Annotated in this window: 23 protein-coding genes and 1 pseudogene; 12 read left to right on the top strand and 12 right to left on the bottom strand. The window is 64.7% G+C overall.

Annotation, left to right across the window (positions count from 1 at the left end; translation table 11 throughout):
- Nucleotides 1–20: 20 nt before the first annotated feature.
- Nucleotides 21–977, bottom strand: a complete 957-nt coding sequence (locus tag ACVI1L_RS31135) for a catechol 2,3-dioxygenase (RefSeq protein WP_229189745.1) — start codon at nucleotides 975–977, stop codon at nucleotides 21–23.
- A 181-nt stretch (nucleotides 978–1,158) separates the two neighbouring features.
- The gene (locus tag ACVI1L_RS31130) at nucleotides 1,159–3,051 is read right to left on the bottom strand and encodes a putative bifunctional diguanylate cyclase/phosphodiesterase (RefSeq protein ID WP_309249272.1); all 1,893 of its coding nucleotides are present in this window, start codon (nucleotides 3,049–3,051) and stop codon (nucleotides 1,159–1,161) included.
- 397 nt (nucleotides 3,052–3,448) lie between these two features.
- Here ACVI1L_RS31130 and ACVI1L_RS31125 point away from each other — a divergent pair, with 397 nt between their 5' ends.
- The 3 genes from ACVI1L_RS31125 to ACVI1L_RS31115 all read left to right on the top strand — a co-directional run bounded on the left by ACVI1L_RS31125 (nucleotide 3,449) and on the right by ACVI1L_RS31115 (nucleotide 6,395).
- Nucleotides 3,449–5,197, top strand: coding sequence for an ATP-binding protein (locus tag ACVI1L_RS31125; protein WP_137479616.1), 1,749 nt, complete (start codon nucleotides 3,449–3,451; stop codon nucleotides 5,195–5,197).
- 98 nt (nucleotides 5,198–5,295) lie between these two features.
- The gene (locus ACVI1L_RS31120) at nucleotides 5,296–5,874 is read left to right on the top strand and encodes a peroxidase-related enzyme (RefSeq protein ID WP_456784644.1); all 579 of its coding nucleotides are present in this window, start codon (nucleotides 5,296–5,298) and stop codon (nucleotides 5,872–5,874) included.
- Between the two features lie 8 nt (nucleotides 5,875–5,882).
- Nucleotides 5,883–6,395: an MgtC/SapB family protein gene (locus ACVI1L_RS31115; protein WP_057019712.1), complete on the top strand. Its 513-nt coding sequence runs from the start codon at nucleotides 5,883–5,885 to the stop codon at nucleotides 6,393–6,395.
- Here ACVI1L_RS31115 and ACVI1L_RS31110 read toward each other — a convergent pair.
- Complete coding sequence (locus tag ACVI1L_RS31110) at nucleotides 6,356–6,982, bottom strand: ParB-like protein (RefSeq protein WP_057019711.1); 627 nt, start codon at nucleotides 6,980–6,982, stop codon at nucleotides 6,356–6,358. The two genes, ACVI1L_RS31115 and ACVI1L_RS31110, sit on opposite strands and share 40 nt — an antisense overlap.
- A gap of 436 nt (nucleotides 6,983–7,418) precedes the next feature.
- Between ACVI1L_RS31110 and ACVI1L_RS31105 the strand changes: the two genes are divergently transcribed.
- From ACVI1L_RS31105 to ACVI1L_RS31080, 6 genes and pseudogenes are all read left to right on the top strand, one after another.
- Nucleotides 7,419–7,760 carry a hypothetical protein gene (locus ACVI1L_RS31105; protein ID WP_057019710.1) on the top strand — a complete coding sequence of 114 codons (342 nt, stop codon included), beginning with the start codon at nucleotides 7,419–7,421 and terminating at the stop codon, nucleotides 7,758–7,760.
- Between the two features lie 181 nt (nucleotides 7,761–7,941).
- Nucleotides 7,942–8,241 (top strand): acyl carrier protein, encoded by a 300-nt coding sequence (locus ACVI1L_RS31100; RefSeq protein WP_024582229.1) that lies wholly within the window; start codon nucleotides 7,942–7,944, stop codon nucleotides 8,239–8,241.
- 9 nt (nucleotides 8,242–8,250) lie between these two features.
- Entirely contained in the window at nucleotides 8,251–8,727 is a 477-nt protein-coding gene (locus ACVI1L_RS31095; RefSeq protein WP_057019709.1) for a 3-hydroxyacyl-ACP dehydratase FabZ family protein, read from the top strand.
- Nucleotides 8,720–9,904 carry a beta-ketoacyl-ACP synthase gene (locus tag ACVI1L_RS31090; protein WP_057019708.1) on the top strand — a complete coding sequence of 395 codons (1,185 nt, stop codon included), beginning with the start codon at nucleotides 8,720–8,722 and terminating at the stop codon, nucleotides 9,902–9,904. Before ACVI1L_RS31095 ends, ACVI1L_RS31090 begins: the two co-directional genes overlap by 8 nt.
- A gap of 106 nt (nucleotides 9,905–10,010) precedes the next feature.
- Nucleotides 10,011–11,288, top strand: a complete 1,278-nt coding sequence (locus ACVI1L_RS31085) for a beta-ketoacyl-ACP synthase (protein ID WP_028344597.1) — start codon at nucleotides 10,011–10,013, stop codon at nucleotides 11,286–11,288.
- Between the two features lie 17 nt (nucleotides 11,289–11,305).
- Nucleotides 11,306–12,242 (top strand): annotated as a pseudogene (locus ACVI1L_RS31080) (lipid A biosynthesis lauroyl acyltransferase).
- Nucleotides 12,243–12,344: 102 nt separating this feature from the next.
- On the opposite strand, the gene ACVI1L_RS31075 reads toward ACVI1L_RS31080, so the two are convergent.
- The 7 genes from ACVI1L_RS31075 to ACVI1L_RS31045 form a co-directional block, all read right to left on the bottom strand.
- Nucleotides 12,345–13,454 (bottom strand): polyamine ABC transporter substrate-binding protein, encoded by a 1,110-nt coding sequence (locus tag ACVI1L_RS31075; RefSeq protein WP_456784643.1) that lies wholly within the window; start codon nucleotides 13,452–13,454, stop codon nucleotides 12,345–12,347.
- A 6-nt stretch (nucleotides 13,455–13,460) separates the two neighbouring features.
- Nucleotides 13,461–14,630 carry an aminotransferase gene (locus ACVI1L_RS31070; RefSeq protein WP_456784642.1) on the bottom strand — a complete coding sequence of 390 codons (1,170 nt, stop codon included), beginning with the start codon at nucleotides 14,628–14,630 and terminating at the stop codon, nucleotides 13,461–13,463.
- An 8-nt stretch (nucleotides 14,631–14,638) separates the two neighbouring features.
- Nucleotides 14,639–14,968, bottom strand: coding sequence for a rhodanese-like domain-containing protein (locus ACVI1L_RS31065; RefSeq protein ID WP_016848419.1), 330 nt, complete (start codon nucleotides 14,966–14,968; stop codon nucleotides 14,639–14,641).
- 136 nt (nucleotides 14,969–15,104) lie between these two features.
- A complete protein-coding gene (locus ACVI1L_RS31060; RefSeq protein ID WP_456784641.1) occupies nucleotides 15,105–17,030 on the bottom strand; it encodes a potassium transporter Kup in 1,926 nt (641 codons plus the stop codon).
- 155 nt (nucleotides 17,031–17,185) lie between these two features.
- On the bottom strand, nucleotides 17,186–19,084 hold the full coding sequence (locus ACVI1L_RS31055; protein WP_456784640.1) for a potassium transporter Kup: 1,899 nt from the start codon (nucleotides 19,082–19,084) through the stop codon (nucleotides 17,186–17,188).
- A 112-nt stretch (nucleotides 19,085–19,196) separates the two neighbouring features.
- Nucleotides 19,197–20,027: an OmpA/MotB family protein gene (locus ACVI1L_RS31050; protein ID WP_016848417.1), complete on the bottom strand. Its 831-nt coding sequence runs from the start codon at nucleotides 20,025–20,027 to the stop codon at nucleotides 19,197–19,199.
- A 28-nt stretch (nucleotides 20,028–20,055) separates the two neighbouring features.
- Nucleotides 20,056–20,829 carry a motility protein A gene (locus ACVI1L_RS31045; protein ID WP_016848416.1) on the bottom strand — a complete coding sequence of 258 codons (774 nt, stop codon included), beginning with the start codon at nucleotides 20,827–20,829 and terminating at the stop codon, nucleotides 20,056–20,058.
- A 373-nt stretch (nucleotides 20,830–21,202) separates the two neighbouring features.
- Between ACVI1L_RS31045 and ACVI1L_RS31040 the strand changes: the two genes are divergently transcribed.
- Together ACVI1L_RS31040 and ACVI1L_RS31035 are read left to right on the top strand one after the other, a co-directional pair.
- Nucleotides 21,203–22,183 (top strand): NADPH:quinone oxidoreductase family protein, encoded by a 981-nt coding sequence (locus ACVI1L_RS31040; RefSeq protein WP_456784639.1) that lies wholly within the window; start codon nucleotides 21,203–21,205, stop codon nucleotides 22,181–22,183.
- A 297-nt stretch (nucleotides 22,184–22,480) separates the two neighbouring features.
- Entirely contained in the window at nucleotides 22,481–22,669 is a 189-nt protein-coding gene (locus ACVI1L_RS31035) for a hypothetical protein (RefSeq protein ID WP_016848414.1), read from the top strand.
- Between the two features lie 6 nt (nucleotides 22,670–22,675).
- On the opposite strand, the gene ACVI1L_RS31030 is transcribed toward ACVI1L_RS31035, so the two are convergent.
- On the bottom strand, nucleotides 22,676–22,987 hold the full coding sequence (locus tag ACVI1L_RS31030; RefSeq protein WP_229189756.1) for a hypothetical protein: 312 nt from the start codon (nucleotides 22,985–22,987) through the stop codon (nucleotides 22,676–22,678).
- A 42-nt stretch (nucleotides 22,988–23,029) separates the two neighbouring features.
- Here ACVI1L_RS31030 and ACVI1L_RS31025 point away from each other — a divergent pair, with 42 nt between their 5' ends.
- On the top strand, nucleotides 23,030–23,263 hold the full coding sequence (locus tag ACVI1L_RS31025; RefSeq protein WP_057019701.1) for a hypothetical protein: 234 nt from the start codon (nucleotides 23,030–23,032) through the stop codon (nucleotides 23,261–23,263).
- Between the two features lie 20 nt (nucleotides 23,264–23,283).
- Here the strand turns inward: ACVI1L_RS31025 and ACVI1L_RS31020 are convergent, their stop codons facing one another.
- Nucleotides 23,284–24,555, bottom strand: a complete 1,272-nt coding sequence (locus ACVI1L_RS31020) for an NAD(P)/FAD-dependent oxidoreductase (RefSeq protein WP_456784638.1) — start codon at nucleotides 24,553–24,555, stop codon at nucleotides 23,284–23,286.
- Nucleotides 24,556–24,592: the final 37 nt, after the last annotated feature.

The following is a 24,592-nucleotide window of genomic DNA, read 5'->3' as shown; positions in this document are numbered from 1 at the left end:
TTCGTGCGGCGGTCTCGCATCTAGTCGATCACGGGCGGGGTGCCGTGGGTGTGAAACGACTCGATCGTCTTCAACCCCCACGCCTGTCCCTTCCTGCGCTCTTCCTCGGTCCACACGATCGGCTTCCAGTCCGGCGCAAGGATCAGGCGTGCGCCGGCGTTGGCGACCTCGACGCGGTTGCCGCCGGGTTCATAGACATAGAGGAAGAAGGTCTGCTGGATCGCGTGCTTGTGCGGCCCGGTCTCGATATGCACCCCGTGCTCGAGAAAAATATCCGCGGCCCGCAGGATCTCCTCGCGGCTGTCGAGCGCGTAGGTAACATGGTGAAACCGGCCGCGCTTGCCGTAATGGTCGCGCGTATAGGCGAAGTCGTAGCTCTTGTTCGACATCGTCATCCACATCGCGGCTTCCGTGCCGTCGTTGAGTACGATCTGCTCGGTGGTGCGGCAGCCGAGGTAGTCTTCGAAGAACAGACGGTTGGCCTTGATGTCGACCGCGAGGCAATTGAGATGGTCGAGCCGGCGGACATTGACGCCGCGCGCCGGAAAGCGCTGCGCCTGGTTTTTCAGCGCGGGCTTCAGCTCGGCCGGCGCCTCGTACCACTCGGTCTCGTAATAGAGCTCGATGACATGGCCGTCGGGATCGCGGCAGCGGAATGCCGGCCCCTGCCCCATGTCACCGTCGATCCAGCCGATATCGAAGCCCGAGCCCTTCAGCGCGGCAACGCGGCGTTCGAGCGCCTGCGGGCTGCGCGCCCGCAGCGCCATGTGCTCCATCCCCGAAGTCTTCGACGCCGTCAGCTTCAGCGAATAGCGCTCGTAATCGTCCCAGCCGCGCAGATAGACCGACTTGCCCTTGCGGCCGCTGACGGTCATGCCCATGACGTCGACAAAGAATTTCAGGCTCTCGTCCGGCTTCGGCGTCAAAAGCTCGATGTGCCCGAGATGCGCGAGATCGAAGATCGGTTCCGGCTGCATGGACGGTCTCCCTCCGCGACGACGCCGGATCGACGACTTGCGGTTGGACAGGTGAGCGGCGCGCCGATTTGTACTAGTGTACAAATGATTAGGTCCCGTCAACAAATTACTGGCGACGGCAATTGCGCTCGCAGGGCATTCCATGGCCGGAATCACCTCGTGAAAGCGGTCAAGGCAGGCGTCAGGCGACCGAGACGGCCTTCTCGTGATCCGACGACAGGAGCTTGCGGATTTCAGCCGATGACACCGGCCGGCTGAACAGATAGCCCTGCATCTCGGTGCAGCCGAGGATGCGCAGCAGGTTGCGCTGCTGCTCGGTCTCGACGCCCTCCGCGGTCGTGGTCATGTCGCTGGCAGCGGCGATGTTGACGACGGCCTGGACGATCGTGGACGACGCGCCGGTCCCGGCGAGATCCTTGATGAAGGCGCGATCGATCTTGATCTTGTCGAAGGGGAAGCGCTGCAGATAGCTCAGCGAGGAATAGCCGGTGCCGAAATCGTCGAGCGCGATACGGACGCCGAGTTCGCGCAGCTGATGCAGGATATCGAGCGCAGCCTCGTCGTCGCGGATCAGCACCGCCTCGGTGATCTCGAGCTCGAGCCGCGAAGGTGCCAGACCTGTCGCGGCGAGCGCGGCGGCGACGTTGAGTGCCAGCGTCTGGCTCTTGAACTGGATCGGAGACACGTTGACCGCGACATGAACATGCTCCGGCCAGTTCATCGCCTCGCGGCACGCGGTGTTGAGCACCCAGTGACCGAGATCGTTGATCAGGCCGGTGTCCTCGGCGATCGGGATGAAATCCGCCGGCGAGATGGTGCCGCGTTCGGGATGACGCCAGCGCACCAGCGCCTCGCAGCAACTGACCTGGCCCTCCTCGAGATGGAGCAGCGGCTGATAGTGCAGCTCGAAGCTGCCGTCAGCGATCGCCTGGCGCAGCTCGAGCTCGAGGCTGCGCCGCGCCTTGGCGCGTGCATCCATGCCGGTCTCGAAGAACCGGTAGGTGCGGCGGCCGTCGCTCTTGGCCCCGTAGAGCGCGAGGTCGGCATTGCGCAGCAATTGATCGATGTCGAGGCCGTCGGCGGGCGCAACGGCGATGCCGATGCTGGCATCGGTGGTGATCAGATGCCCGCTGCAGTCGATCGGCCGGCGGATCGACTGATAGATCGCAGCGAGGAGCTGCATGGTCTCGGTCTGATCGCGGACGGTGGTCTGGATCACGGCAAACTCGTCGCCGCCGAGCCGCGCCGCGACGTCGGTGTCCCCAACGCAGCCGCGCAGGCGGTCGGCGATCGCCCTGAGCAATTCGTCGCCGATCTGATGGCCGAGCGCGTCGTTGACGGCCTTGAACTCGTCGATGTCGATATACATGACCGCGAGCTGCTGATCCGGCCGGATCGCCTTCAGCGCCCGCTCCAGGCGTTCGCGGAACAGCACGCGGTTCGGCAGGTCGGTCAGCGCATCATAATGCGCCATGTGGGCGATCTTGTTCTCGGTGCGCGCACGCTCGGTGACATCCTGGATGGTCGCCACCCAGCCGCCTTCCGGCAGCGGCTTGTTGACGATCTCGATCGCGCGCCCGCCCGGCGCCTGCGTCAGCTGACGCGTGGCGCGGCCAAGCTTCACGTTGCCGATGATGGCGTCGCAGAAGTCGTCGACATCGCCGTCGAACGAGCCCGTCTCCTGTCTATGCGCAATCAGCCGGTGCATCGTGCAGCCGGGCTTGGCGACGTCGGGCGAAAGCCCGAACATCTCGATGTAGGGGCGGTTGCAGATGATGATGCGCGCCGATGCATCGTAGAGCACGAGGCCCTGCGGAATGTTGTTCACGGCGGTCATGAGATTGCGACGTTCGGTGGCGAGCCGCTCGTCGGAGATTTCGTGCCGCTTGAGCAACAGGAAGACGATCACGGCCATGATCGCGAATGCCGCCATCAGCAGGCCTTCGCGCTCACTCCATTGCGCGGTCGCGCTTCCGAGCAGGCTGCCGACCAACAGGCCGGCACAGAACGCCAGCCCCTTGGTCGAGCCAGCATCGGCATTTCCTGACGATGAATTGCGGTGTTCGATGCGCACGCTGATCTCTCCCAGGGCGCGGCATCGTTACGCAGCACAAATGGAAAGGTCGTTACAACTCGCAGTTAGCAATCGGTTACGCGATACCGGGCGACAGCGTATGACAAATCGCGCCCATTGCCCCGTAAACCTACGGAGCTGCCGATGCACTCCTCGGAGATGGTGAATCCCGCCTTAACGGAAAAACCGGGAAACAAAGGCGGCTGTGCCGGAAAGCGACGATTCCACCGCCGATGCGCGCGACAGCGCGTAATCTCCCGGTACGATAGAAACAAATCGTCACCGGGAAGGTGTAGATTTAGCCGATGCGGAACCCCGGCGATTTAACGGTTTTTCCAATCCCGGGCGGGCATATTGGTCCGGACATTTAGATTTTGAGAACGAGCCAGGCGGAACTGTGACACCCTTCGGACGTGTGATCTCTGTGCGCGGCTCGCAGGCCCGGGTTGGGCTGCTGGCGGGCGGCCAGATGCAACTTTCAGAGATGCGAGCGACCGTCGGCCGGTTCGTCAGTATCCGCTGCGCGAGCTCGGTCATCGTCGCCATGATCACCGAAGTGACGTGCGAGAACCTGCCGGCATCCGACGAATACATGGCGACCGCCTCGGTCGACCTGCTGGGCGAGATCCTGGGCGGCGACCGCCCGAAATTCCAGCGCGGCGTCACCCACTATCCGACCATCGGCGACAGCACCGATCTGATCACGAACCAGGAGCTGCGCACGGTCTATGCGCCGAGCGGCTCGGACCAGATCAATGTCGGCACGCTGCAGCAGGATCGTTCTGTCATCGCCTATGTCGACGTCGAGGAGATGCTGTCCAAGCACTTCGCGGTGCTCGGCTCGACCGGCGTCGGCAAGTCGACCGGCGTGTCGCTGCTGCTCAACGAGATCCTGAAGTCGCGGCCGAACCTGCGCATCTTCCTGCTCGACGTGCACAACGAATATGGCCGCTGCTTCGGCGAGCGCGCGCAGGTGCTCAACCCGCGGAACCTGAAGCTGCCGTTCTGGCTGTTCAACTTCGAAGAGATCGTCGACGTGCTGTTCGGCGGCCGGCCCGGCGTGCCCGAGGAGCTCGACATCCTCGCCGAAGTGATCCCGATGGCGAAGGGCATCTACACCCAGTACCAGAACTCCGACCGGGTCGGTCTCGGGCTGAAGCGCATCGACCCCAAGCAGGTCGGCTACACCGTCGATACGCCGGTGCCCTATCGCCTCGTCGACCTGATCTCGCTGATCGACGAGCGCATGGGCAAGCTGGAGAACCGCTCTTCGCGCATCATCTATCACAAGCTGATCTCGCGCATCGACGCGGTGCGCAACGATCCGCGCTACGCCTTCATGTTCGATAATGCCAATGTCGGCGGCGATACAATGGCCGAGGTGATCAGCCATCTGTTCCGCCTGCCCGCCAACGGCAAGCCGATGACGATCATGCAGCTCGCCGGCTTCCCCGCCGAAGTCGTCGATTCCGTGGTGTCGGTGCTGTGCCGCATGGCGTTCGATTTCGGGCTGTGGAGCGACGGCGTCTCGCCGATGCTGTTCGTCTGCGAGGAAGCGCACCGCTACGCCTCGGCCGACCGCAATATCGGCTTCGGGCCGACCCGCAAGGCGGTGTCGCGCATCGCCAAGGAAGGCCGCAAATACGGCGTCTATCTCGGCCTGATCACCCAGCGTCCGGCCGAGCTCGACGCGACCATCATCTCTCAGTGCAACACGCTGTTCACGATGCGCCTCGCCAACGACCGCGACCAGGCGCTGCTACGCTCCGCGGTCTCCGATGCCGCCGCCAACCTGCTGTCCTTCGTGCCCTCGCTCGGCACCCGCGAGGTGCTGGCGTTCGGCGAAGGCGTGGCGCTGCCGACCCGGCTGCGCTTCAAGGAGGTGCCGCCGCACCAGCTGCCGCGCGGCGAGGCCACCATCGCCACGGTACCGTCGGTCACCGCCGGCCATGACATGCATTTCGTCAGCGCCGTGCTGGAGCGCTGGCGCGGCGCCACCTCGCATCGCGATAGCCCGAGCGGCGACGCCAACTTCAACTCTCCGGCGCCGGCGCGCACCATGGCGCCGGCCGAGGCGCCGATGCTGCAGCCCTCGCTCGGCCTCGATCCGGACCGCTTCTCGCTGCTGAAGAAGCCGCTGCGTTAGCCGAATTCCGCCAAGGCGCCGATGCGCCTTGCGCCCAAGGCGTCATCCATTATGGTCTCGCGTGACGCCGCATCCAGGCGGCACGCCGGAACCATCTCATGACGCAGCCGACCGCAAAACGCTTCCCGACGCCCGCTCTCGACAAGCTCCCCGAGGACATCCGCGCCCGCCTCCTGGCGGTGCAGGAGAAATCCGGCTTCGTGCCGAACGTCTTCCTCACCTTGGCCTATCGCCCCGACGAGTTTCGCGCCTTCTTCGCCTATCACGACGCGCTGATGGAAAAGGACTCCGGCCTCTCGAAGGCCGAGCGCGAGATGATCGTGGTGGCGACCAGCGCCGCCAACCAGTGCCAGTATTGCGTGATCGCCCACGGCGCGATCCTGCGCATCCGCGCCAAGAATCCGGAGATCGCCGACCAGATCGCGGTCAACTACCGCAAGGCCGACATCACGCCGCGGCAGCGCGCGATGCTCGACTTCGCCATGAAGGTGAGCCGCGCCGCTGAGGAAGTCTCGGAGGCGGACTTCGCCACGCTTGCGGCCCATGGCTTCAGCGACGACGACGTCTGGGACATCGCCGCGGTTGCGGCATTCTTCGCGCTGTCGAACCGGCTCGCCAACGTCACCGGCATGCGGCCGAACAGCGAGTTCTACATGCTCGGCCGGCAGCCGAAATAGAGGACGCCTTGGCGGACTGGAGCGAGATCGTCCTGCGTCTCGGCGCGGCCACCCTTGCCGGTTGCGCGATCGGGCTCGACCGTGACCTGCGCGGCAAGCCGATCGGCCTGAAGACGCTGGGTCTCGTCAGCCTTTCGACGGCCATGGTCGTGCTGTTGGCATTGCAGGCCGTCGAGCCCGGCAAATTCACCGACGCGGTGAGCCGCGTGATCCAGGGCGTGCTGACCGGCATCGGATTCCTCGGCGCCGGCGTGATCGTGCGGCAGGGCGACCGCTTCCAGGTCCGCGGCCTGACCAGCGCCGCATGCGCTTTCTTCGCCGCTTGCGTCGGCATCGTCTGCGGCGCCGGACATTGGCCGATCGTCGTCACCGCCGTCGCGCTGGCGTTCCTGCTGTTGACCTTCGGCAAGCGGACCGAGCGGTGGCTGCACCACTTGCTCGGCGGCAGGGAGGATCAACACGGGCCGGCGGTCGCGGCAGATCAGTCGTCCGATGCCGGCCCGCACCAGCCGGGCAAATAGACCGCGTCCTTGCTGCGGCCGAGCGCCAGTCCCTTCTCCAGCGCCTTGGCGAAATTGTTCTCCACCGTCTTGCGCGGGATGTGGCGGCGCAGGAAATCGGCCCACAGGAATTCGCTGAACGGCGTCGTGTCCTTGGCAAAGCCGCCCGCCCGGCGCATCTCGCCGGCGAGGCTGCGGAACGGATCGTCCCTGAGGTCCTTGATCGATTTCGGAATGTCTTTGAAGTGGCGGCGCTCGCCCTTGGAATCGTAGGGATAGACCCAGCGCTTGTTGTCCATCACGCCCCAGAACACGTCACGCTCGACCATCGTGAGATCGCCGATCACCGTGACCAGGATGTCCTTGACGCCCTCGTCGTGCAGCGCCCGCGCCATGTGATGGTGATCGACCACGTAGTAGCGATCGTCGGGACCATGGACGACCGGGATCATGTGCTTGCCCAGCAGTTCGGCGCGCTTCTTGTCCGACTTGTGCTCGCGCCAGCGCTTCCGCTTCTCCGTCACCTCCTGCATGCCGACCGTCATCTGGGTCGGCCGCAGCGACAGGATCGGGACCGGTTTGACGTAAGGCTCGCGCGTGTGGGCCATGACTTATGCTCCCTTTTGACCGGCACTCCGGAACGGGTTCCACTATGTCATGAGCCCGCAGGCGGGTGAAAGAGTCCGGTGTGCCGGAATGGCTTCACGAAGCGGTGGGGGCCGATGGCCGGATGGTCCGCCCTCGGCTGTCGATGCTCCCGGGCTGTCAATGCCCGGGCTGCCAATGCCCGGGCGCGCAGCCTCAACCTCCGTGACGGCGTTGCAGCGCAAACTGTGCATGCGCGAAGGTCGAACGAGTGTGTCGACATCGGCTTGGTCATCGCAATGCCGAGCATCCCGCGCTCCGCAGCAGCCGCCTCGACGGCAAGCCAGTTCCTGGAGGTGATCGACGCATGAATACCACCTCTGCGCGCACCAAGATTTTAGGTGTGAAGTGCAGCGAACATGCTAAACATAACCGGCGACGCGACCGGACTGACAAACAGTGAAGACGCAGCGGCCAATCTCCTCGGATGCCGAGCACGTGGTGCTCAAATTCCGGCCGCGTACCTCGGCGCAGCCGCCCGGCAAGCGCGAGGAGCCGCACCGAACGACGCGCCCGGCTTCCGTTGCCAACGATCTCTCTCGCTATGAGAAGCCGCGCGAGGAGCCCGACGATTTCCGCCAGCGCATGCTCGCCAACATCGCCGCCTTCGCCTTCACGGTGGCGCTCACCGCGATCGGCATCTGGCTTGCCATGAGCATCGCCGATTTGCGCAAGACCCAGGATTGCGTGCTGATGGGCCGCCGGGATTGCGCGAAGATTACGGTGATGCCGCGCAGCTAGGCTGGCCGGAACCCTGCCCAAAAACCGTCCTTGCGATGCCGGCCAAGCTCCATTGAACTAACGGCCCTGCTCCGATATACGGGCACACGACTCCGGCACCAGCAATCGGGCATTCCGGGGCAACGCGCCCGCCTCCTCTGAGCCGACCCGGAATTACCTTCAATATATCAAAGGCTTAATGATGTCCTCCACATTCGAGCAGATCGCCAACATTATCGCGGAGACCTGCGACATCCCGCGCGACACGATCAAGCCGGAGAGCCACGCGATCGACGATCTGGGGATCGACAGCCTCGACTTCCTCGACATCGCCTTTGCCATCGACAAGGCCTTCGGGATCAAGATGCCGCTCGAAAAGTGGACCCAGGAGGTCAACGACGGCAAGGCCACGACGGAGCAGTATTTCGTGTTGAAGAATCTCGCCGACCGCATCGACGAGCTGGTTGCAGCCAAGAACGCGGGCACGGGCACGGGCTCGTAATCGCCCATCATGCAGCTCGAGATCTTTCAGCTGATTGATCGGATCGTCGACCTCAACCTCGACGCAAGGACCATTGTCGTCGAGGCGGATGTTCCGCCCGACAGCCATTCGGTGTTCGCGGGGCACTTCCCGGGCTACCCGATCATGCCCGGCGTGCTGCTGACCGAAGCAATGGCCCAGAGCTCGGGCTGGCTGATCCTTGGTCTGACCAAGTTCGAGCGCATGCCCTTCCTCGCCATGGTCAAGGAAGCCAAGATGCGCGGCTTCGTCAGCCCCGGCTCGGTCCTGACCATCGAGGCCAAGATCGAGCACGAAGGTTCAGGCTTCGCCGTGACCTCGGCGAAGGTTCGCGTCGGCAAGGAGCTCAAGTGCAATGCCGAGCTGACCTTCCGTCACATCCCCTTCCCCAGCCCGGACTTGCGCGTGCACATGGATGCGATGGCCGCCAAGATCGGGTTTCCGCAGCAGGCAATGAGTAATGGCTGAGAAGGAAGTCTGGATCACCGGCGTAGGCCTGCTCTCCTCGCTTGGCGAGGGACTGGATGCGCATTGGGAGGCGCTCGGCGCCCGGCGCGTCAATGCCGACGAGAAGCGTCTCGCGCCATACGTCATCCATCCGATCGCTCCCGTCAGCTTCGACGCCCAGATCCCGAAGAAGGGCGATCAGCGTCAGATGGAAACGTGGCAGCGGATCGGCACCTATGCCGCCGGGCTGGCGCTCGATTCCGCCGGCGTCAAAGGCAATCAGGAAATCCTGTCGCGGATGGACATGATCATCGCAGCCGGTGGCGGCGAGCGTGACCTCACTGTCGACCTCGCGATCATGAACGCCGACGCACAGGGCAAGTTGCCGCCAGCCCTCCTCAACGAGAAGCTGATGAACGAGCTGCGCCCGACGCTGTTCCTGGCGCAGCTCTCCAACCTGCTCGCCGGCAACATCGCGATCGTTCACGGCGTGTGCGGGACCTCGCGTACCTTCATGGGCGAGGAAGCCTCGAGCATCGACGCGGCACGGATCGCGGTCGCCCGCATCGGGGCCGGCCAGAGTGACATCGCCTTGGTCGGCGCCGCTCATAACGGCGATCGCGGCGACCTCTTGATGCTCTATGCATTCGGCGATCTCGCCCTCAAGGACCAGCATAGCTCGGTCTGGGCCCGCAGGAACAACCCGGGCTTTGCCATCGGCTCCGCCGGCGCCTTCCTCGTGATGGAATCGCGCGAACATGCCGAGGCCCGCGGCGCAAAGCCGTACGCCAAGCTGACCAAGGTTGTCGCCGACCTTGCCCGACGCAAGGAGCCGGGCGCCGTGACGAAATCGCTGCAGGCGTTGTGGCCGCAGCTCGGCGTCAGCGGCGACAACGGTATCCTGATCACGGGCGCGACCGGCGCCGAGCCTGCGACCGCCGAAGAGCGCGCATTCCTCAGCCAGCATGCCGGCTTAGCCGTCCGCGCCACCGGAACGACCTTTGGCCACACCATGGAGGCGCAGTTCCCGCTTGGGCTCGCGCTGGCCGCGTTGTCGATCTCGCGCGGCGCGCTCTATCCGGCCAACGACCCGACCGGGCTGGAGGTTGAAAAGACCGAAGCACCAACCCAAATTGTGGTGTTGGGGGTCGGCCACTGGCAGGGCGAAGGCATGGCACTGGTCGAGGCCGTCAGTTAGAGCATGATCCGGAAAATTGTTTCCGAACATCATGCTCGAACAAACAACTAGGGTGCGATGAAGCTCATCGCACTTTAAGTCCGGCGCAAGCACCGACGGGGACACCATGACAGCACCACGCGATAAATTCGGCCGACCGATCGTTGTCGTGACCGGCATGGGAATCGTGACGTCGCTCGGCGGCGGCAAGACCGATAATTGGAAGCGCCTCACCGCGGGTGAGTCCGGCATCAAGACCGTGACACGCTTCCCGCTCGACAGTATGAAGACGACGATGGCCGGCGCCGTCGATTTCGTCACCGTCGACCCGTTCTCCTCGACCAGCCTGTCGCAGCGTCTGGCGGAGATCGCGACCGAAGAAGCGCTCGAGCAAGCCGGCATCGGCAGCAAGGGCGACTTTCCCGGCCCGCTGTTTCTGGCAGTCGCCCCGATCGAGACCGAGTGGCCGCAGCGGCTCGAAGTCGCGCGCGAGGTTCCGACCAAGGACTTTGGAATCATCGAATACTTGGCGACCTGCAGTGGCGGGAAGTTCGCGCACTTTCACCGGCGCTTCACCTTCGGCTCCGTCGCGCTCAACCTCGCCGAGACCTTCGGTACCAAAGGGTCCCCGATTTCGCTGTCGACGGCTTGCGCCTCCGGTGCGACCGCGATCCAGCTCGGCGTCGAGGCGATCCGCCGCGGCGAAACCGATGCGACGCTGTGCGTCGCAACCGACGGCTCGGTGAACCCGGAAGCCATGGTGCGCTTCTCGCTGCTGTCGGCTCTCTCCACCCAGAACGACCCGCCGCAGGCCGCCTCGAAACCGTTCTCGAAGAACCGCGACGGCTTCGTGATGGCCGAAGGCGCCGGCGCGCTGGTGCTCGAGAGCTACGAGGCCGCGATGGCCCGCGGCGCGCGCATCCTCGGCGTCGTCGCCGGCTGCGGCGAGCTCACCGATTCCTTCCATCGCACCCGCTCGGCCCCGGACGGCAAGCCGGCGATCGGCTGCGTGCGCAAGACACTCGCCGATGCCGGAATGGAGCCCGAGCAAATCGATCACATCAACGCGCACGGGACCTCGACGCCGGAAAACGACAAGATGGAGTATCTTGCGACGTCTGCCGTGTTTGGCGAACACACCAAAAACATTCCGGTGTCGTCGAACAAGTCGATGGTCGGCCACACAATCTCGGCCGCCGGTGCAGTCGAGGCGATCTTCTCGCTGCTCACGCTCGAGCATCAGCGGATTCCGCCGACGATCAACTACGAGGTGCCTGATCCCGCGATCCCGTTCGACGTGGTCGGCAACAAGGCGCGCGATGCCAAGGTGACCGCCGTGATGTCGAACTCGTTCGGGTTCGGCGGGCAGAACGCCTCACTGATCTTGACGCGCGAGCCGGCCTAGCGCCCTCGCCTCATCAGATGAAACGTCTGCTCCTTCGCACCAGGGCGCACCTGCGTGACGCCGCGAAGCCCGTGACCGACGCGGCGATCGGCGGGCTGACGATCGGCCTGTTGCGTACGACGCGCTACTTCGATCCCGAGAAGACCGCAAGATTCTTCGGCCGCGCCGCGCATTTCATCGGCCGCCGGCTGCGCGAGGATCGCATCGGCCGCGAGAACCTCACGGCCGCCTTCCCGGAAAAGTCACCGGAGGAGATCGAGGAGATCCTGACGGGCGTCTGGCACAACCTCGGACGCATCGGCGCTGAATTCGCGCACATCGACCGCATCTGGGACCACGACCCCCAGAATCCCGATAAGCCGGGTCGCGTCGAATTCTCGGCGCGCAGCAAGCAGCTGTTCGACCAGTTGCGTGACGACGGCAAGCCGGCACTGTTCTTCGCCGCACATCTCGGCAACTGGGAGCTCTCTCCAATTGCCGCCGCAGCGCATGGGCTCGACGCCACCATCCTGTTTCGGCGACCGAACATCGAAGCCGCCGACCGCGCCATCGAACGCATCCGCGCGGTCAATCTGGGCACGCTGGTGCCGGCTGGCCGCGACGCGCCGCTCAAGCTGGCGCAAGCACTGAAGAACGGCCAGCACGTCGCGATGCTGGTCGATCAGTATTTGACCAACGGCGTTCCCGTCACCTTCTTCGGCCGCAAGACCACGGCGAATCCGCTGCTGGCGCGCCTGCGCCGGCAGATCGATTGCCCAATCCACGGCACGCGGATCATCCGCCTGCCCGACGGCCGCTTCCGCGGCGAGGGTCACGGAGGAAGTCAAGCCGGTGTTCGACGCATCCGGCCAGATCGACATCCAGGGCACCATGCAGGCGATCACCGACGTGGTCGAGGGCTGGGTCCGCGAGTATCCCGATCAATGGCTCTGGCTGCACCGGCGCTGGCGGTAGGCCCGACACTCGTCATTGCAGCGAAGCGAAGCAATCCATTTCTCCGAGCATACGGAGCGATGGATTGCTTCGTCGCTTCGCTCCTCGCAATGACGGATAGACCTACTTCCCGGTCTTCACCCGCGTCCACAGGCGATTGATGATCCGCTGCGTCGCCGGATCGCGCGCGGTGATCACGAACAGCTTCTTCTGCATCGCTTCGTCGGGATAGATATTCTTGTCGTTGAAGATCTTCGGGTCGATCAGCTTCTGGCTCGCCAGATTGCCATTGGCGTAGGACAGGAAGTTCGAGTTCTTCGCCGCGACCTCGGGACGGTAGAGGTAGTTGATCAGCTCGTAGGCCTCGGCGACATTCTTCGCATCCGCGGGGATCGCGAGATCGTCGAAGAACATCTGCGCGCCCTCCTTCGGGATCGTGTAACCGATCTCGACGCCGGTGTTGGCTTCCGCCGCCCGGCTGCGCGCCTGCATGATGTCGCCCGACCATCCGACCACGAAGCAGATTTCGCCAGAGGCCAGCGCGCTGAGATATTCGGACGAGTGGAATTTGCGCACATAGGGCCGGATCTTGATGACGAGATCGGCGGCCTTCTCGAGGTCGGCCTGCTTGGTCGAGTTCGGATCGAGGCCGAGATAACTCAGCGCCGCCGGCAGGATGTCGTCGGCGGAATCCAGCATGTGGATGCCGCAATCCCTGAATTTGGCGAGGTTCTCCGGCCTGAACACCATGTCCCAGCTGTCGATCTTCGCGTCCGGACCGAGTATCTTCTGCGCGATCCTGACGTTGTAGCCGATGCCGGTGGTGCCCCACATGTAGTTGGCGCCGTAATTGTTGCCGGGATCGTAAGTCGCAAGCTGATCCGTCACCACAGGCCATGCATTGGCGAGGTTCGGCAGCTTCGACTTGTCGAGCCTGAGGAACACCTTCGCGGTGATCTGGCGCTGCAGGAAGTAGCCGGTCGGCACCACGACGTCGTAGCCCGACTTGCCGGCGAGCAGCCGCGTCTCCAGCGTCTCGTTGGCGTCGAACGTATCGTAGACCACCTTGATGCCGGTTTCCTTGGTGAAGTCCTCGAGGACTCCCGGCGCCATGTAGTTCGACCAGTTGTAGAAGTTGACCGTGCGCTCCTCGGCGTCGGCGGAGGCCGAGAGCAGCAGGACCGTCGCGACCGCGCCGACGAAGCTGACGAGACGACGGTTCTGCTCTCGCATTCTGGCCTACCTCTTGCGGCGGTGAACGGCGTCCGACAACCGCTCCAGCGCGGCGTCGAGCGTTGAGTCTTTCTTGGCGAAGCAAAAACGCACGACCGATGTCACCGCATCCTGCTCGTAGAACGCCGACACCGGGATCGCCGCGACCTTGTAGTCGTGCACGATCCGCCAGCAGAACTCCGCATCGGTCTCGTTGAGCCCGAGCGGCGACAGGTCCACGGTGAGGAAGTAGGTCCCCTGCGACTTCAGCACCGGAAAGCCGATGCTCTCCAACCCCTTGGTCAGGCGGTCGCGGCTCCGCGCCATGTCCTTGCGCATGTCGAGGAAATAGTCGTCGGGCTTGCCGAGGCCATATGCCACCGCCGCCTGCAGATTGGGCGCCGTCGTGAAGGTAAGGAACTGGTGCACCTTCGCAGCGACGCGCAGCAGCGGCGGCGCGGCGCAGACGAAGCCGATCTTCCATCCGGTCAGCGAGAAGATCTTGCCGGCGCTGCCGACCTTGATGGTGCGGTCGCGCATGCCCGGGATCGTGATCAGGGGGATGTGCTCGCGGCCGTCGAACACCACGTGTTCCCAGACCTCGTCGCAGATCGCGACCGCGTCGAATTCCTGGCAGAACCGCGCCAGCAGTTCGAGGTCCTCGCGCGGATAGACCACCGCCGCCGGATTGAGCGGATTGTTGAACAGCACCGCCTTGGTCTTGTGATTGAAGACGCTGCGCAGCATCTCCTCGCTCAGCCGCCACTCCGGCGGTTCGAGCCGCAGCAGCCGCGGAATGCCGCCGGCCTGGCGGATGATCGGCAGATAGGAATCATAGACCGGCTGGAAGCACACCACCTCGTCACCGGGCTCGACCACGGAGAGGATCGAGGCGGTCAGCGCCTCGGTGCCGCCGGAGGTGACCATCACCTCGGTCATCGGATCGAGCTTGAGTCCGTGCCAGTGGCCGTAATGCGATGCGATCGCCTGACGGAGTTCCGGGATGCCCATCATCGACGGATATTGATTATAGCCGTTGATCGAGGCGTCCGCGGCGGCGCGGCGGATGTCCTCCGGACCGGGATCGTCGGGAAAGCCCTGGCCGAGATTGATGGCGTTGTTGTCGCGCGCGGCCTGCGACATCGCCTCGAAGATGGTGACAGGAAGGTCCGCGAAGACCTTGTTCATGGAGGTCATGTCAGGGATCAGCCGCCGGTCTTGGTCGGCAGTCCCGCCGCCTTCCAGCCGATGATGCCGCCCGCCAGGTGCTTGTCGTAGGGCAGGCCCGCGGCCTGGGCGGCCAGCGAAGCCGTCACCGAGCGCTTGCCGGAGCGGCAGGCGAACACCACCTGCTTGCCCTGCGGATCGGGAATCGCCGCCGGATCGAACGTCGACAGCGGCACTACGACGCCATCGGGATAGGCCTCGACGGCGACCTCGTTGGGCTCGCGGACGTCGACCAGCAGATAGCGGCCTTCCGCTATGCCCTTCGACACCTCGTCCGGAAACAAATCTTCCACCTTGTGGTCCGCCACGGAAATATCCTCCCGATATCAGCTTGGCGAGCGTCGCGCGGCCCGCCGTTCCGGGCCGCAAAGTCGCCTCTTGCGCAGAGAAAATCAAGCGTCCGAAACGGGTTAGATGACTCGCAGGATGTGACTGGCAGGACCGCTAGATCGTGACCTGCGTGCCGACCTCGACCACCCGCCCGGTCGGGATCTGGAAATAGTCGGTGGCGTCGTTCGAGGAGCGGCTCAGCGCGATGAACAGATGGTCCTGCCAGCTCGGCATGCCCGAATGCGCCGCCGGCTTCAGCGCACGGCGGGACAGGAAGAACGAAGTCGACATGATGTCGAACTGCCAGCCGAGCTTGCGGGCGATCGCCAGCGTCTTCGGCACGTTCGGCTGTTCCATGAAGCCGAACTTCAGCGTCACCTTGGAGAAGGTCTCGCTCAGCTGCTCCATCCGCACCCGCTCGGACGGATCGATCCGCGGCGTCGGCGCCGTCTCGATGGTCAGGATGACGTTCTTCTCGTGCAGCACCTTGTAGTGCTTGAGGCTGTGCATCAGCGCGGTCGGCGCGCTGACGGGGTCGCTGGTCAGAAACACCGCGGTGCCGGTGACACGCTGCGGCGGCCGCTTCTCCAGCATCGCGACGAGATCGGCGAGCGGGAATTCCAGCTTGCGCGACTTCTCGAACAACAGGCGGCTGCCGCGCCGCCAAGTGTACATCACCACGATCATGGCGCCGCCAAGCGCGAGTGGCACCCAGCCGCCCTCGAACACCTTGAGCAGGTTGGCGGCCAGGAAGGTGATGTCCAGGAACAGGAAGGGCGCGACCAGCGCGGCGGCCGCGATCGGCGACCAGCGCCAGACCTTCCAGATCACGACAAAACCCATCATCGCCGTCACCACCATGGTGCCGGTCACCGAGATGCCGTAAGCCGATGCCAGTGCGCTCGACGAGCGGAACATCAGCACCAGCACGATGACCGCGATGAACAGGAAACGGTTGATGCGCGGCATGTAGATCTGCCCGGAATGCGCCTCCGAGGTGTGGCGGATCTCGAACCGCGGCAACAGGCCGAGCTGGATCGCCTGCCGCGTCAGCGAATACGCGCCGGTGATGACGGCCTGGCTCGCGATCACGGTCGCCATGGTCGCCAGCGCAACCATCGGGATCAAGGCCCAGTCCGGGAACATGAGGAAGAACGGGTTCTCGATGCCCTTGGGATTGCCGATCAGGAGCGCGCCCTGCCCCAGATAGTTCAGCGCCAGCGACGGCAGCACGATGAACAGCCACGCGGTCTGGATCGGGCGTTTGCCGAAATGGCCGAGGTCGGCATAGAGCGCCTCGGCGCCAGTCACCGCGAGGAAGACCGCACCGAGCGTGATGAAGCCGATCACGCCGTGATGCAGCATGAACGACACCGCGAGAATCGGATTGAGCGCGTATAGCACTTCGGGATGCCGCGCGATCTGCGGCAGCGCCGCGACCGCGATCAGGGCGAACCATACGCACATCACCGGGCCGAAGAAGGCCGCGACGCGCGCGGTGCCGCGCGACTGCACCGCGAACAGGACGACAAGGATCACCACCGTGAGCGGCACGACATAGGGATCGAATGTCGAGGTGACGAGCTTGATGCCCTCGATTGCCGACAGCACCGAGAGCGCCGGCGTGATGACGGCGTCGCCATAGAACAGCGCGCCGCTGATGATGCCGAGCAGCACGATCGCGGCGCCGCCCTTGGTCGCCCCGCGCTGCGCCAGCGCCATCAGCGCCAGCGTGCCGCCCTCGCCATTGTTGTCCGCGCGCAGCAGGATCACGACGTATTTCAGCGTGACGACGACGATCAAAGCCCAGAGGATCAGCGAGAGCACGCCGAGCACCGCATGCGCCGTCACCGCGCCCTCGCCGCCGGCGGCGGCAACGACGGCCTCGCGCAAGGCGTAAAGCGGGCTGGTGCCGATGTCGCCATAGACGACACCGATGCCGCCGAGCATCAGGGCCTTGAAGGTGGCGGTTGAATGCGCCTCACCATTGCCGTTTGCCGCCGGCGTTTCCGCCGCGGTGATCGCACTCTCGGATGACATGGGGAAGCTGTGCCTCTGTCTTCTGCCGCACCGCACAATGCCGGGTCGCAGCGCTATACTCCCGGCAGGAATGCATAGGTTAGCCCGGATTCAGGCCTCCGCCATGCACATCACGCATGGGTCACGGCCGATCAATGTCAGAATCCTGCGCCCGGTCAGATAGTTACCTGGGTACCCACTTCAACCACCCGGCCGGTCGGGATCTGGAAATAGTCGGTGGCATCATTGGCGGACCGGCTCATCGCGATGAACAGGTGGTCCTGCCATTGCGGCATGCCGGACTGGGCCGACGGCTTCAGCGAGCGGCGCGACACGAAGAACGAGGTCGACATGATGTCGAACTGCCAGCCGAGCTTGCGCGCGACCGCCAGCGCCTTGGGCACGTTCGGCGATTCCATGTAGCCGAAGCGCAGCCGCACCGCGGTGAACTTGCCGCTCACCTTCTCCATGTTGACGCGCTCGGATAGATCGACGCGCGGCGTCGGTGCGGTCTCGATGGTCAGGATCACGTTGTGCTCGTGCAGCACCTTGTTGTGCTTGAGATTGTGCAGCAACGCGGTCGGCACGAAGCTCGGATCGCTGGTCAGGAACACCGCGGTGCCCTTGACGATATGCGGCGGCCGCTTCTCCAGACTGTGGATCAGGTCGCGCAGCGGCACCTCGATGCGTCGGGTCTTGGCGACCAGGATGGCGGCGCCGCGGCGCCAGGTCCAGATCATCGTCGCCATCACGACGCCGAACAGCAGCGGCACCCACGCGCCCTCGAACAGCTTCAGGAGATTGGCGCTGAAGAAGGTCATGTCGACGATCACGAACGGCAGGATCAATGCCGCCGCCGACGCCACGCGCCAGTTCCACAGCTTCCAGATCACGATGAAGCCCATGATGCCGTCGGCGACCATCGTGGTGGAGACGGCGATGCCATAGGCCGACGCCAGCCCGCTCGAGGTGCGGAATAGCAGCACCAGCAGCAGCACGCCGATCAGCAGCAGCCGGTTGACGCGCGGCAGATAGATCTGACCGGCATGGGTCTCCGAGGTGTAGCGAACCTCGAAGCGCGGCAAGAGCCCGAGCTGCACCGCCTGGCTGATCAGCGAATAGGCGCCGGTGATGACCGCCTGGCTTGCAATCACCGTCGCGGCGGTGGCTAGCCCGACCAGGGGCAGCAGCAGCACGTCGGGCACCATGCGGTAGAACGAGTTCTCGATCGCGCTGGGATCGGACAGCACCAGCGCGCCCTGCCCGAAATAGTTCAGCAGCAGCGACGGCAGCACGAAGAACAGCCAGCCGGACTGGATCGGCTTGCGGCCGAAATGCCCGAGATCGGCATACAGCGCCTCGCCGCCGGTCACCGCGAGGAATACCGCGCCCAGCGTCACCAGGCCGATGGTGCCGTGGGTCAGCATGAACTGGAGCGCGTAATAGGGATTGATCGCCGCCAGCACCGACGGGTCGTCCATGATGTGAACGAGCCCCATCACCGCCAGCGAGGCGAACCACACCACCATCACCGGACCGAAGGCGGAAGCGACGCGCGCGGTGCCAGAACTCTGCACAGAGAACAGCACGACCAGGATCAGGATCGTCAGCGGCACCACATAGTGCTCGAGATGCGGGGTGGCGAGCTTGAGGCCTTCGACCGCCGACAGCACCGAGATCGCCGGCGTGATCATGGAATCGCCGATGAACATCGAGGCGCCGACCACGCCGAGCGCGAGCAGCGGCCAGCTGCGCCGACCGATCGCGCGCTGGCCGAGCGCCATCAGCGAGAGCGTGCCGCCCTCGCCATTGTTGTCGGCGCGCAGCAGCAACAGCACGTATTTCGCGGTGACGACGGTGAACAGCGCCCACAGGATCAGGCTGAGCACGCCCAGCACCATGATGCGGGTGACCGGTTGGCCGTGCGCGGCGCCGCCGACCGCCTCACGGAATGCGTAGAGCGGCGAAGTTCCGATATCGCCGAACACCACCCCGATGCTGCCGAGTGTCAGGGCCCAGAAGCTGGAGGTCGGTTGTCCTTCCTGAGCTTCGGTAGATGAGACGCTGACAGCCATGGCGAGGTTGGAACGCCCGATCGGTTGATTTGATCCGCGCGGCTATCGACGCTTCCGCATCGCGTGTCAACCGCGCAACAATGGTAGTTGACGGTAGTATGGTAACCCAGAGCTACGGCTTCAGATCCGGCGGCAGCGGCGGATTTTCCCGCATCAACGTGATGGTCACGCGACGGTTGGCCGGCAGCGTCGGATCGTCGGGAAACAGCGGCTGGCCGTCGGCCTTGCCTGAAACCGCGAAAATATGCGACGGCGGCAGCCCTTCCCGCTCCAGGATCTGCCGCACCGCGTTGGCGCGGTCCGCGGACAGGTCGAAGCCGTCATAATCGCTGCGCGCCGGCACGAAGCCTGCGGCTGTATGCCCCACGATCGCAACCCTCAGCGGCGTCGCCTTCAGCGGCGCGGCCAGCTTCTGGATCAGCCGGCGGGTGCGGTCGTACGGCTCCCTGGAACCGTCCGCGAACATCGAGCGGCCGTCCTGGTCGACGATCTCGAGGTTGAGCCCCTCCTTGGTCTCCTCGAACATGATGTTCTTGGAGATCTCGGTCAGCTCCGGCATGTCCTGCAGCGCCTGGCGGAGCGAGGCCGAGGCGAGCGCAAATTCGCGGTCGATCTTCAGCCGCGCGCCGTTGATCTGGCTGCGCTCCTTCTCGTCCGGTGTCGGATTGGCCGAGGAGTCCTCCGGCGAGATGTGCTCGACGTTCTTCAGCTTCGGCCGGGTCGGCAGGCCGTCGGATTCGACGATGCCGGAATAGCGCACATTGGTCTGCACGCCGAAGGCATCGCGCATCGAGCCGGCGACGATCTTCAGCTTGTTGTTGTCCATGGTGGAGAACGCGACGAGCATCACGAAGAAGCTCATCATCAGGCCCATCAGGTCGGCGAAGGTCACGAACCAGCCGTGACCTCCGGTATGGGCGTCGCCGCGCTTTTTCTTGGCCATCGCTGCGTTTCCCGAAAGCGCGGTCCGGTCAGGCCGGAACCGGCTCGCCTTCCTCCTGGCGATGCTTCTCCGGCAGATAGGCCAGCAGCATCTCGCGCACCAGCGCCGGACTCTTGGAGTCGCGGATCATCAGGATGCCGTCGATGATCAGCGTGCGGTTGGTCTCCTCGTCGAGCAGCTTGCCGTGCAGCTTGTCGGCGATCGGCAGGCAGAACAAATTGGCGACCAGCGCGCCGTACAGCGTCGCGAGCAGCGCGGTCGCCATGAACGGGCCGAGCTTGGAGGGGTCGGTCATGTTGGCGAACATCTGCACCATGCCGATCAGCGTGCCGATCATGCCGAACGCCGGCGCGCAGTCGCCGATCGCGCGATAGATCTTGCTGCCCTCGTCGAGGTGCATCAGGAAGTTGTCGCGGTCGCGCTCCATGTTGTCGCGGATGAATTCGAGGTCGTAACCGTCGGCGACGTAACGGATGCCCTTGGCGAGGAACGGCTCGTCGGTCTCGACCTTTTCCAGGCCGACCGGCCCCTGCTTGCGGGCGATCTCGGCGATGCGGGCGAGCTCGTCGACGAGGTCGCGGGCCGACAGCCGGCTCATCGTGAAGGCGAATTTGGCGCCGAGCGGCAGCCCATGCAGCATCACGCCCAGCGGGAAGCGGATCATCGTCGCCGCGATCGAGCCGCCGAAGATGATGATCATGGCGTGTTCGGAGATGAACATGTGCAGGTCGCCGCCCATGAACATCATCACCGCGATGACGATGATGCCAGCCAACAGCCCGGCGCCAGTCATGATATCCATAGGAGACTCCAACGCGTACGCAACCTGCCCGTCCTGGACGGCGCGCAGCCCAAGGCGGGCCGCGTGGAAAACCCTAACGTTAACGCCATTAAGGACGCGTTACCGAATTTGGTAGGGATAACAACGGGTAAACGCCGGTCTTTTCGCGATGTCGTTGAAGATGCTGGCTTTCCGCATGCGAGCCTGCCGTCGCATGCGCAAATCCCCTCCCCGTAGAACAACGGACATGGGATAGGTTTGCCCGAAGCCATTCGCGCGAACTGGCTACCGGCTCGCGTGAAGAAGACGCGTCAACACAAGAATCCGGGGCCCCATTCCGATTCAATCGGAGCGGAAAAGGCTCTCGAGGAAACCAACCAATGAGCAGGACAGGATGAAGGCCGTCGTCGTCGAGCAATACGCGCCCATCGATCAGATCGGGCTGAGGGAGATCGCCACCCCCGAACCCGGCCCCGGACAGATCCGAGTCCAGGTCCACGCCGCGAGCATCGGCTTCGTCGATGGGCTGAAGGTCGAGGGCCGCTACCAAACCAAGGATGCCCTGCCCTTCACGCCGGGCGCGGAATTCGCCGGCGTGGTCGATGCGGTCGCAGGCGACGTCGCCGGCATCGCGCCGGGCATGCGGGTGATGGGCGCGGCGCGCTCGGGCGCGCTGGCCGAGCACATCGTGGTGCCACGCGACGCCGTCGAGATCATGCCCGACGGACTGTCGATGGAGGCCGCCGCGGCCTTTCGCACCAATTACCTCACCGCGCTCTATGCGCTCGGCGAGCGCGGCTCGCTCAAGGCCGGCGAGCAGTTGCTGGTGCTCGGCGCCGCCGGCGGCACCGGCATCGCCGCCATTCAAGTCGGCAAGCTGCTCGGCGCGCGCGTCGTCGCCGCGGCCTCGACGGAGGAGAAGCGCAACTTCGCCGCAAGCTTCGGTGCCGACGCTGTCGTCGACTACACGAAACCCGACTGGCGCGACGCGCTGAAGGACGCGACCGGCGGCCACGGCGCCGACGTGATCTTCGATCCGGTCGGCGGCGGGGTCTCGCTGCAGGCGTTCCGCTCGATCGCCTGGAACGGCCGCCATGTCGTGGTCGGCTTCGCGGCCGGCAACATTCCCGCTTTGCCGTTCAATCTGCCGCTCCTGAAAGGCGGCTTCCTGATCGGCGTCGATGCCGCCCAGATCGCGCGGCGCGAGCCCGACGCGCAGGCACGCGTGATGACGCAATTGTCGGCATGGCTGAACGATGGCCGACTGACGCCTGTTGTCGGTAAGGTGTTCGCATTCGACGATTTTCGCGCGGCCTTCACCACCATGCAGACCCGCGCGGCGCTCGGCAAGATGGTGGTGCGGATCGGGTCGTGAGAGAGGCAGCGCTATCGCCTCATCCTCGCTGCGTCCCTGCTTTCGAAAGCAGGGACCCATACGCCGCGGCGGACGTCGTGAACAGGGCTCGTCATTCCAGCGAAACACACCAATCAGCGCTTGTGGTTATGGGTCCTTGCTTTCGCAGGGACGACACTGAATGTCGCAAGCCAAGCTTGCCTTGAGGGTCAGAAAAATACGCGACCCTCGCCAAGGTTCGCGAAAATTATCACAGGTTATTGTTACGCGGTTCTGTGCCGCCTTAGCGTTGCGGAGTACGGCATTCGGGGACGAAAAATGCAGGACATGCTGACGCATCTCGAAAAGCTTCGCCGCGACGCGGCGGAATGTGCGTTGATCCGAGACCTGGCGACTGACATGCGCAAGCGCGAGTTGTTCAGCAAGCTCGCCGAACATCTCACGGCCCTTGCCGCCGAGGTGGAGGAAACCATCAACGCAGCCCGCAAGGAGGACCAAGTCATCTAGCGAGGCCTACGTCGAGCGTTCAAAAGTATCGACACTTGTCGTGACGGCTCGCCACCAGTTCACGGGCTTCAGGGCCGCCGCTTCGCCCTCGCGGACCGCGACCAGCGCCTCGTCCGACATGGCAATTTGCCGGATGGAACCAACGTCGCAACGGCGCATTGTCATTTCACCCATCGGTTGACAGGTAATATGCCGCCAGTATCGGTAGACGTGCCGATGCTGTAGCATTGCTGGTTCGCCGAGGAGCCTATTCGCCGCAATGTGTTGTATTTCAGGATTCTTTGTCTTGGCACTTTTTGCACATCGAGCATCGAGCATCACGTCGCGATCGCGCGGGCGGATTACCACCAAAGAGGCGCGATGAAGACCGACAAGGCCATCTGGTACGTCTCGTTCGCCATGCGAAATCCTGACGCCGGACATCACCGCTTCGCGCGCCAGACCCGTACCTTCACGACCGAGCAGGACGCCAAGGCGTTTGCGCGCACGCTGCTCGTTCAGACGCAGGACGTCAGCGCCGGAACGATCAATCCGCACGCACCGCGACGCGTGATCGCACCGGCCGCGATCACGGCCTGGGCCGGCGACAGCTGAGGCTTCGCCGCCGTTGCTTCCTACAGGAAGCGCGAGGGCGCAAACGGGGCGAGCGGAATCTCCGGCGCCTTGCCGCTCAGCAGTTGCGCGACCAGCCGGCCGGTCCGGGCCGATCCGACCAGGCCGACATGGCCGTGGCCGAAGGCGTAGACCACATCGCGCGTGGCACGGGCATAACCGATGCAGGGGCGCCCGTCCGGCATGCTCGGCCGATGGCCGAACCAGGTCTTGATCCGCGATGGCGGAATATCCGTCGGCAGCTTCGGGAACATACTGAAGAGGTGCTCGCGCAGGATTTCGGCGCGCTTCCAGTTCGGCGCGGCGTCAAGCCCCGCGATCTCCACCGTGCCGGCGGCGCGCAGGCCCTTGTCGGTCCAGTTGACGACCATCTTGGCATCGGAGGCCATCATCGAATTGCGCGGGCCGGATTCCGGATTTTCGATCATGACGTGATAGCCGCGCTCGGTCTCCAGCGGCAGCGGATCGCCGATCGAGGCGGTCAATTGCCTGGAGCGCGCGCCCGCGGCGACGACGGCAGCGTCGCAGGCGATCTCGCCGCTCTCGGTGATCACAGCGACAAGCCTGTCACCGGCAAGCCTGAGGCCCGTTGCCTTGGCGGCGACGCGTTCGGCGCCGTTCGCGACGGCGTGCGCGGCAAGCGCCGCGACATAGGCGCCGGGATCGCGGCAGCGGCCCGCCTCCTCCACCACGACGCCGAATTTGTAGCGCGGATGCAGATCGGGCTCGCGCTGGCGCATCTCGTCTTCATCGAGCTCCAGCCATTCGATGCCGACGCGCTTGCGGATGCGCCAGCCGAGATCGCGGTCGAACGGCGCGCGTGAGGGAAACACATGCATCACCCCGCGCCGCTCGATCAATTCGCCCACGCCGGCTTCCTCGGCGAGCTGCCAGTGCAGCAGCGGTGCATCCTTCAGGAGATCGCGCATCGCCCGCGCGGTGGCCTCGACCTGCGCCTCGGTCCGGCTCGACAGTAGATACTTGACCAGCCACGGCAAGGCCTTCGGCAGATACGACCAGCGGATCGCCAGCGGCCCGAGCGGATCCATCAGATAGCCCGGCACCTTCTTCCAGGTGCCCGGCTCGGCCGGCGGGATCACCGAATGCGACGACAGCCAACCGGCATTGCCGTAGCTCGCCGCCTGGGTGCCGCCGGGCTCGCCCGGATCGATCAAGGTTACGCTGTGGCCCGCACGCAGCGCCTCGATGGCGCTGATGACGCCGACCGCGCCGGCCCCGATGATCGCGACGTGACGGGACTTTTGTTTGGGCATGATCTCCTCGGAAAACCGCTTCGCACTTTTCCGGATC

It is taken from the genome of Bradyrhizobium sp. USDA 4516 (assembly GCF_054055915.1).
Note: the sequence above shows the minus strand (reverse complement) of the source record. Positions and strands in the feature narration are given on the sequence as shown.

What these genes read in the sequence shown, in the direction of transcription:
- ACVI1L_RS31045 (WP_016848416.1), bottom strand. Translation starts at nt 20,829, where the DNA reads ATGGATATCATGACTGGCGCCGGGCTGTTGGCTGGCATCATCGTCATC.
- ACVI1L_RS31020 (WP_456784638.1), bottom strand. Translation starts at nt 24,555, where the DNA reads ATGCCCAAACAAAAGTCCCGTCACGTCGCGATCATCGGGGCCGGCGCG.
- ACVI1L_RS31090 (WP_057019708.1), top strand. Translation starts at nt 8,720, where the DNA reads ATGGCTGAGAAGGAAGTCTGGATCACCGGCGTAGGCCTGCTCTCCTCG.
- ACVI1L_RS31030 (WP_229189756.1), bottom strand. Translation starts at nt 22,987, where the DNA reads ATGCTCGATGCTCGATGTGCAAAAAGTGCCAAGACAAAGAATCCTGAA.
- ACVI1L_RS31075 (WP_456784643.1), bottom strand. Translation starts at nt 13,454, where the DNA reads ATGCGAGAGCAGAACCGTCGTCTCGTCAGCTTCGTCGGCGCGGTCGCG.
- ACVI1L_RS31040 (WP_456784639.1), top strand. Translation starts at nt 21,203, where the DNA reads ATGAAGGCCGTCGTCGTCGAGCAATACGCGCCCATCGATCAGATCGGG.
- ACVI1L_RS31095 (WP_057019709.1), top strand. Translation starts at nt 8,251, where the DNA reads ATGCAGCTCGAGATCTTTCAGCTGATTGATCGGATCGTCGACCTCAAC.
- ACVI1L_RS31050 (WP_016848417.1), bottom strand. Translation starts at nt 20,027, where the DNA reads ATGGCCAAGAAAAAGCGCGGCGACGCCCATACCGGAGGTCACGGCTGG.
- ACVI1L_RS31070 (WP_456784642.1), bottom strand. Translation starts at nt 14,630, where the DNA reads ATGACCTCCATGAACAAGGTCTTCGCGGACCTTCCTGTCACCATCTTC.
- ACVI1L_RS31085 (WP_028344597.1), top strand. Translation starts at nt 10,011, where the DNA reads ATGACAGCACCACGCGATAAATTCGGCCGACCGATCGTTGTCGTGACC.
- ACVI1L_RS31025 (WP_057019701.1), top strand. Translation starts at nt 23,030, where the DNA reads ATGAAGACCGACAAGGCCATCTGGTACGTCTCGTTCGCCATGCGAAAT.
- ACVI1L_RS31110 (WP_057019711.1), bottom strand. Translation starts at nt 6,982, where the DNA reads ATGGCCCACACGCGCGAGCCTTACGTCAAACCGGTCCCGATCCTGTCG.
- ACVI1L_RS31135 (WP_229189745.1), bottom strand. Translation starts at nt 977, where the DNA reads ATGCAGCCGGAACCGATCTTCGATCTCGCGCATCTCGGGCACATCGAG.
- ACVI1L_RS31035 (WP_016848414.1), top strand. Translation starts at nt 22,481, where the DNA reads ATGCAGGACATGCTGACGCATCTCGAAAAGCTTCGCCGCGACGCGGCG.
- ACVI1L_RS31055 (WP_456784640.1), bottom strand. Translation starts at nt 19,084, where the DNA reads ATGGCTGTCAGCGTCTCATCTACCGAAGCTCAGGAAGGACAACCGACC.
- ACVI1L_RS31120 (WP_456784644.1), top strand. Translation starts at nt 5,296, where the DNA reads ATGACGCAGCCGACCGCAAAACGCTTCCCGACGCCCGCTCTCGACAAG.
- ACVI1L_RS31100 (WP_024582229.1), top strand. Translation starts at nt 7,942, where the DNA reads ATGTCCTCCACATTCGAGCAGATCGCCAACATTATCGCGGAGACCTGC.
- ACVI1L_RS31060 (WP_456784641.1), bottom strand. Translation starts at nt 17,030, where the DNA reads ATGTCATCCGAGAGTGCGATCACCGCGGCGGAAACGCCGGCGGCAAAC.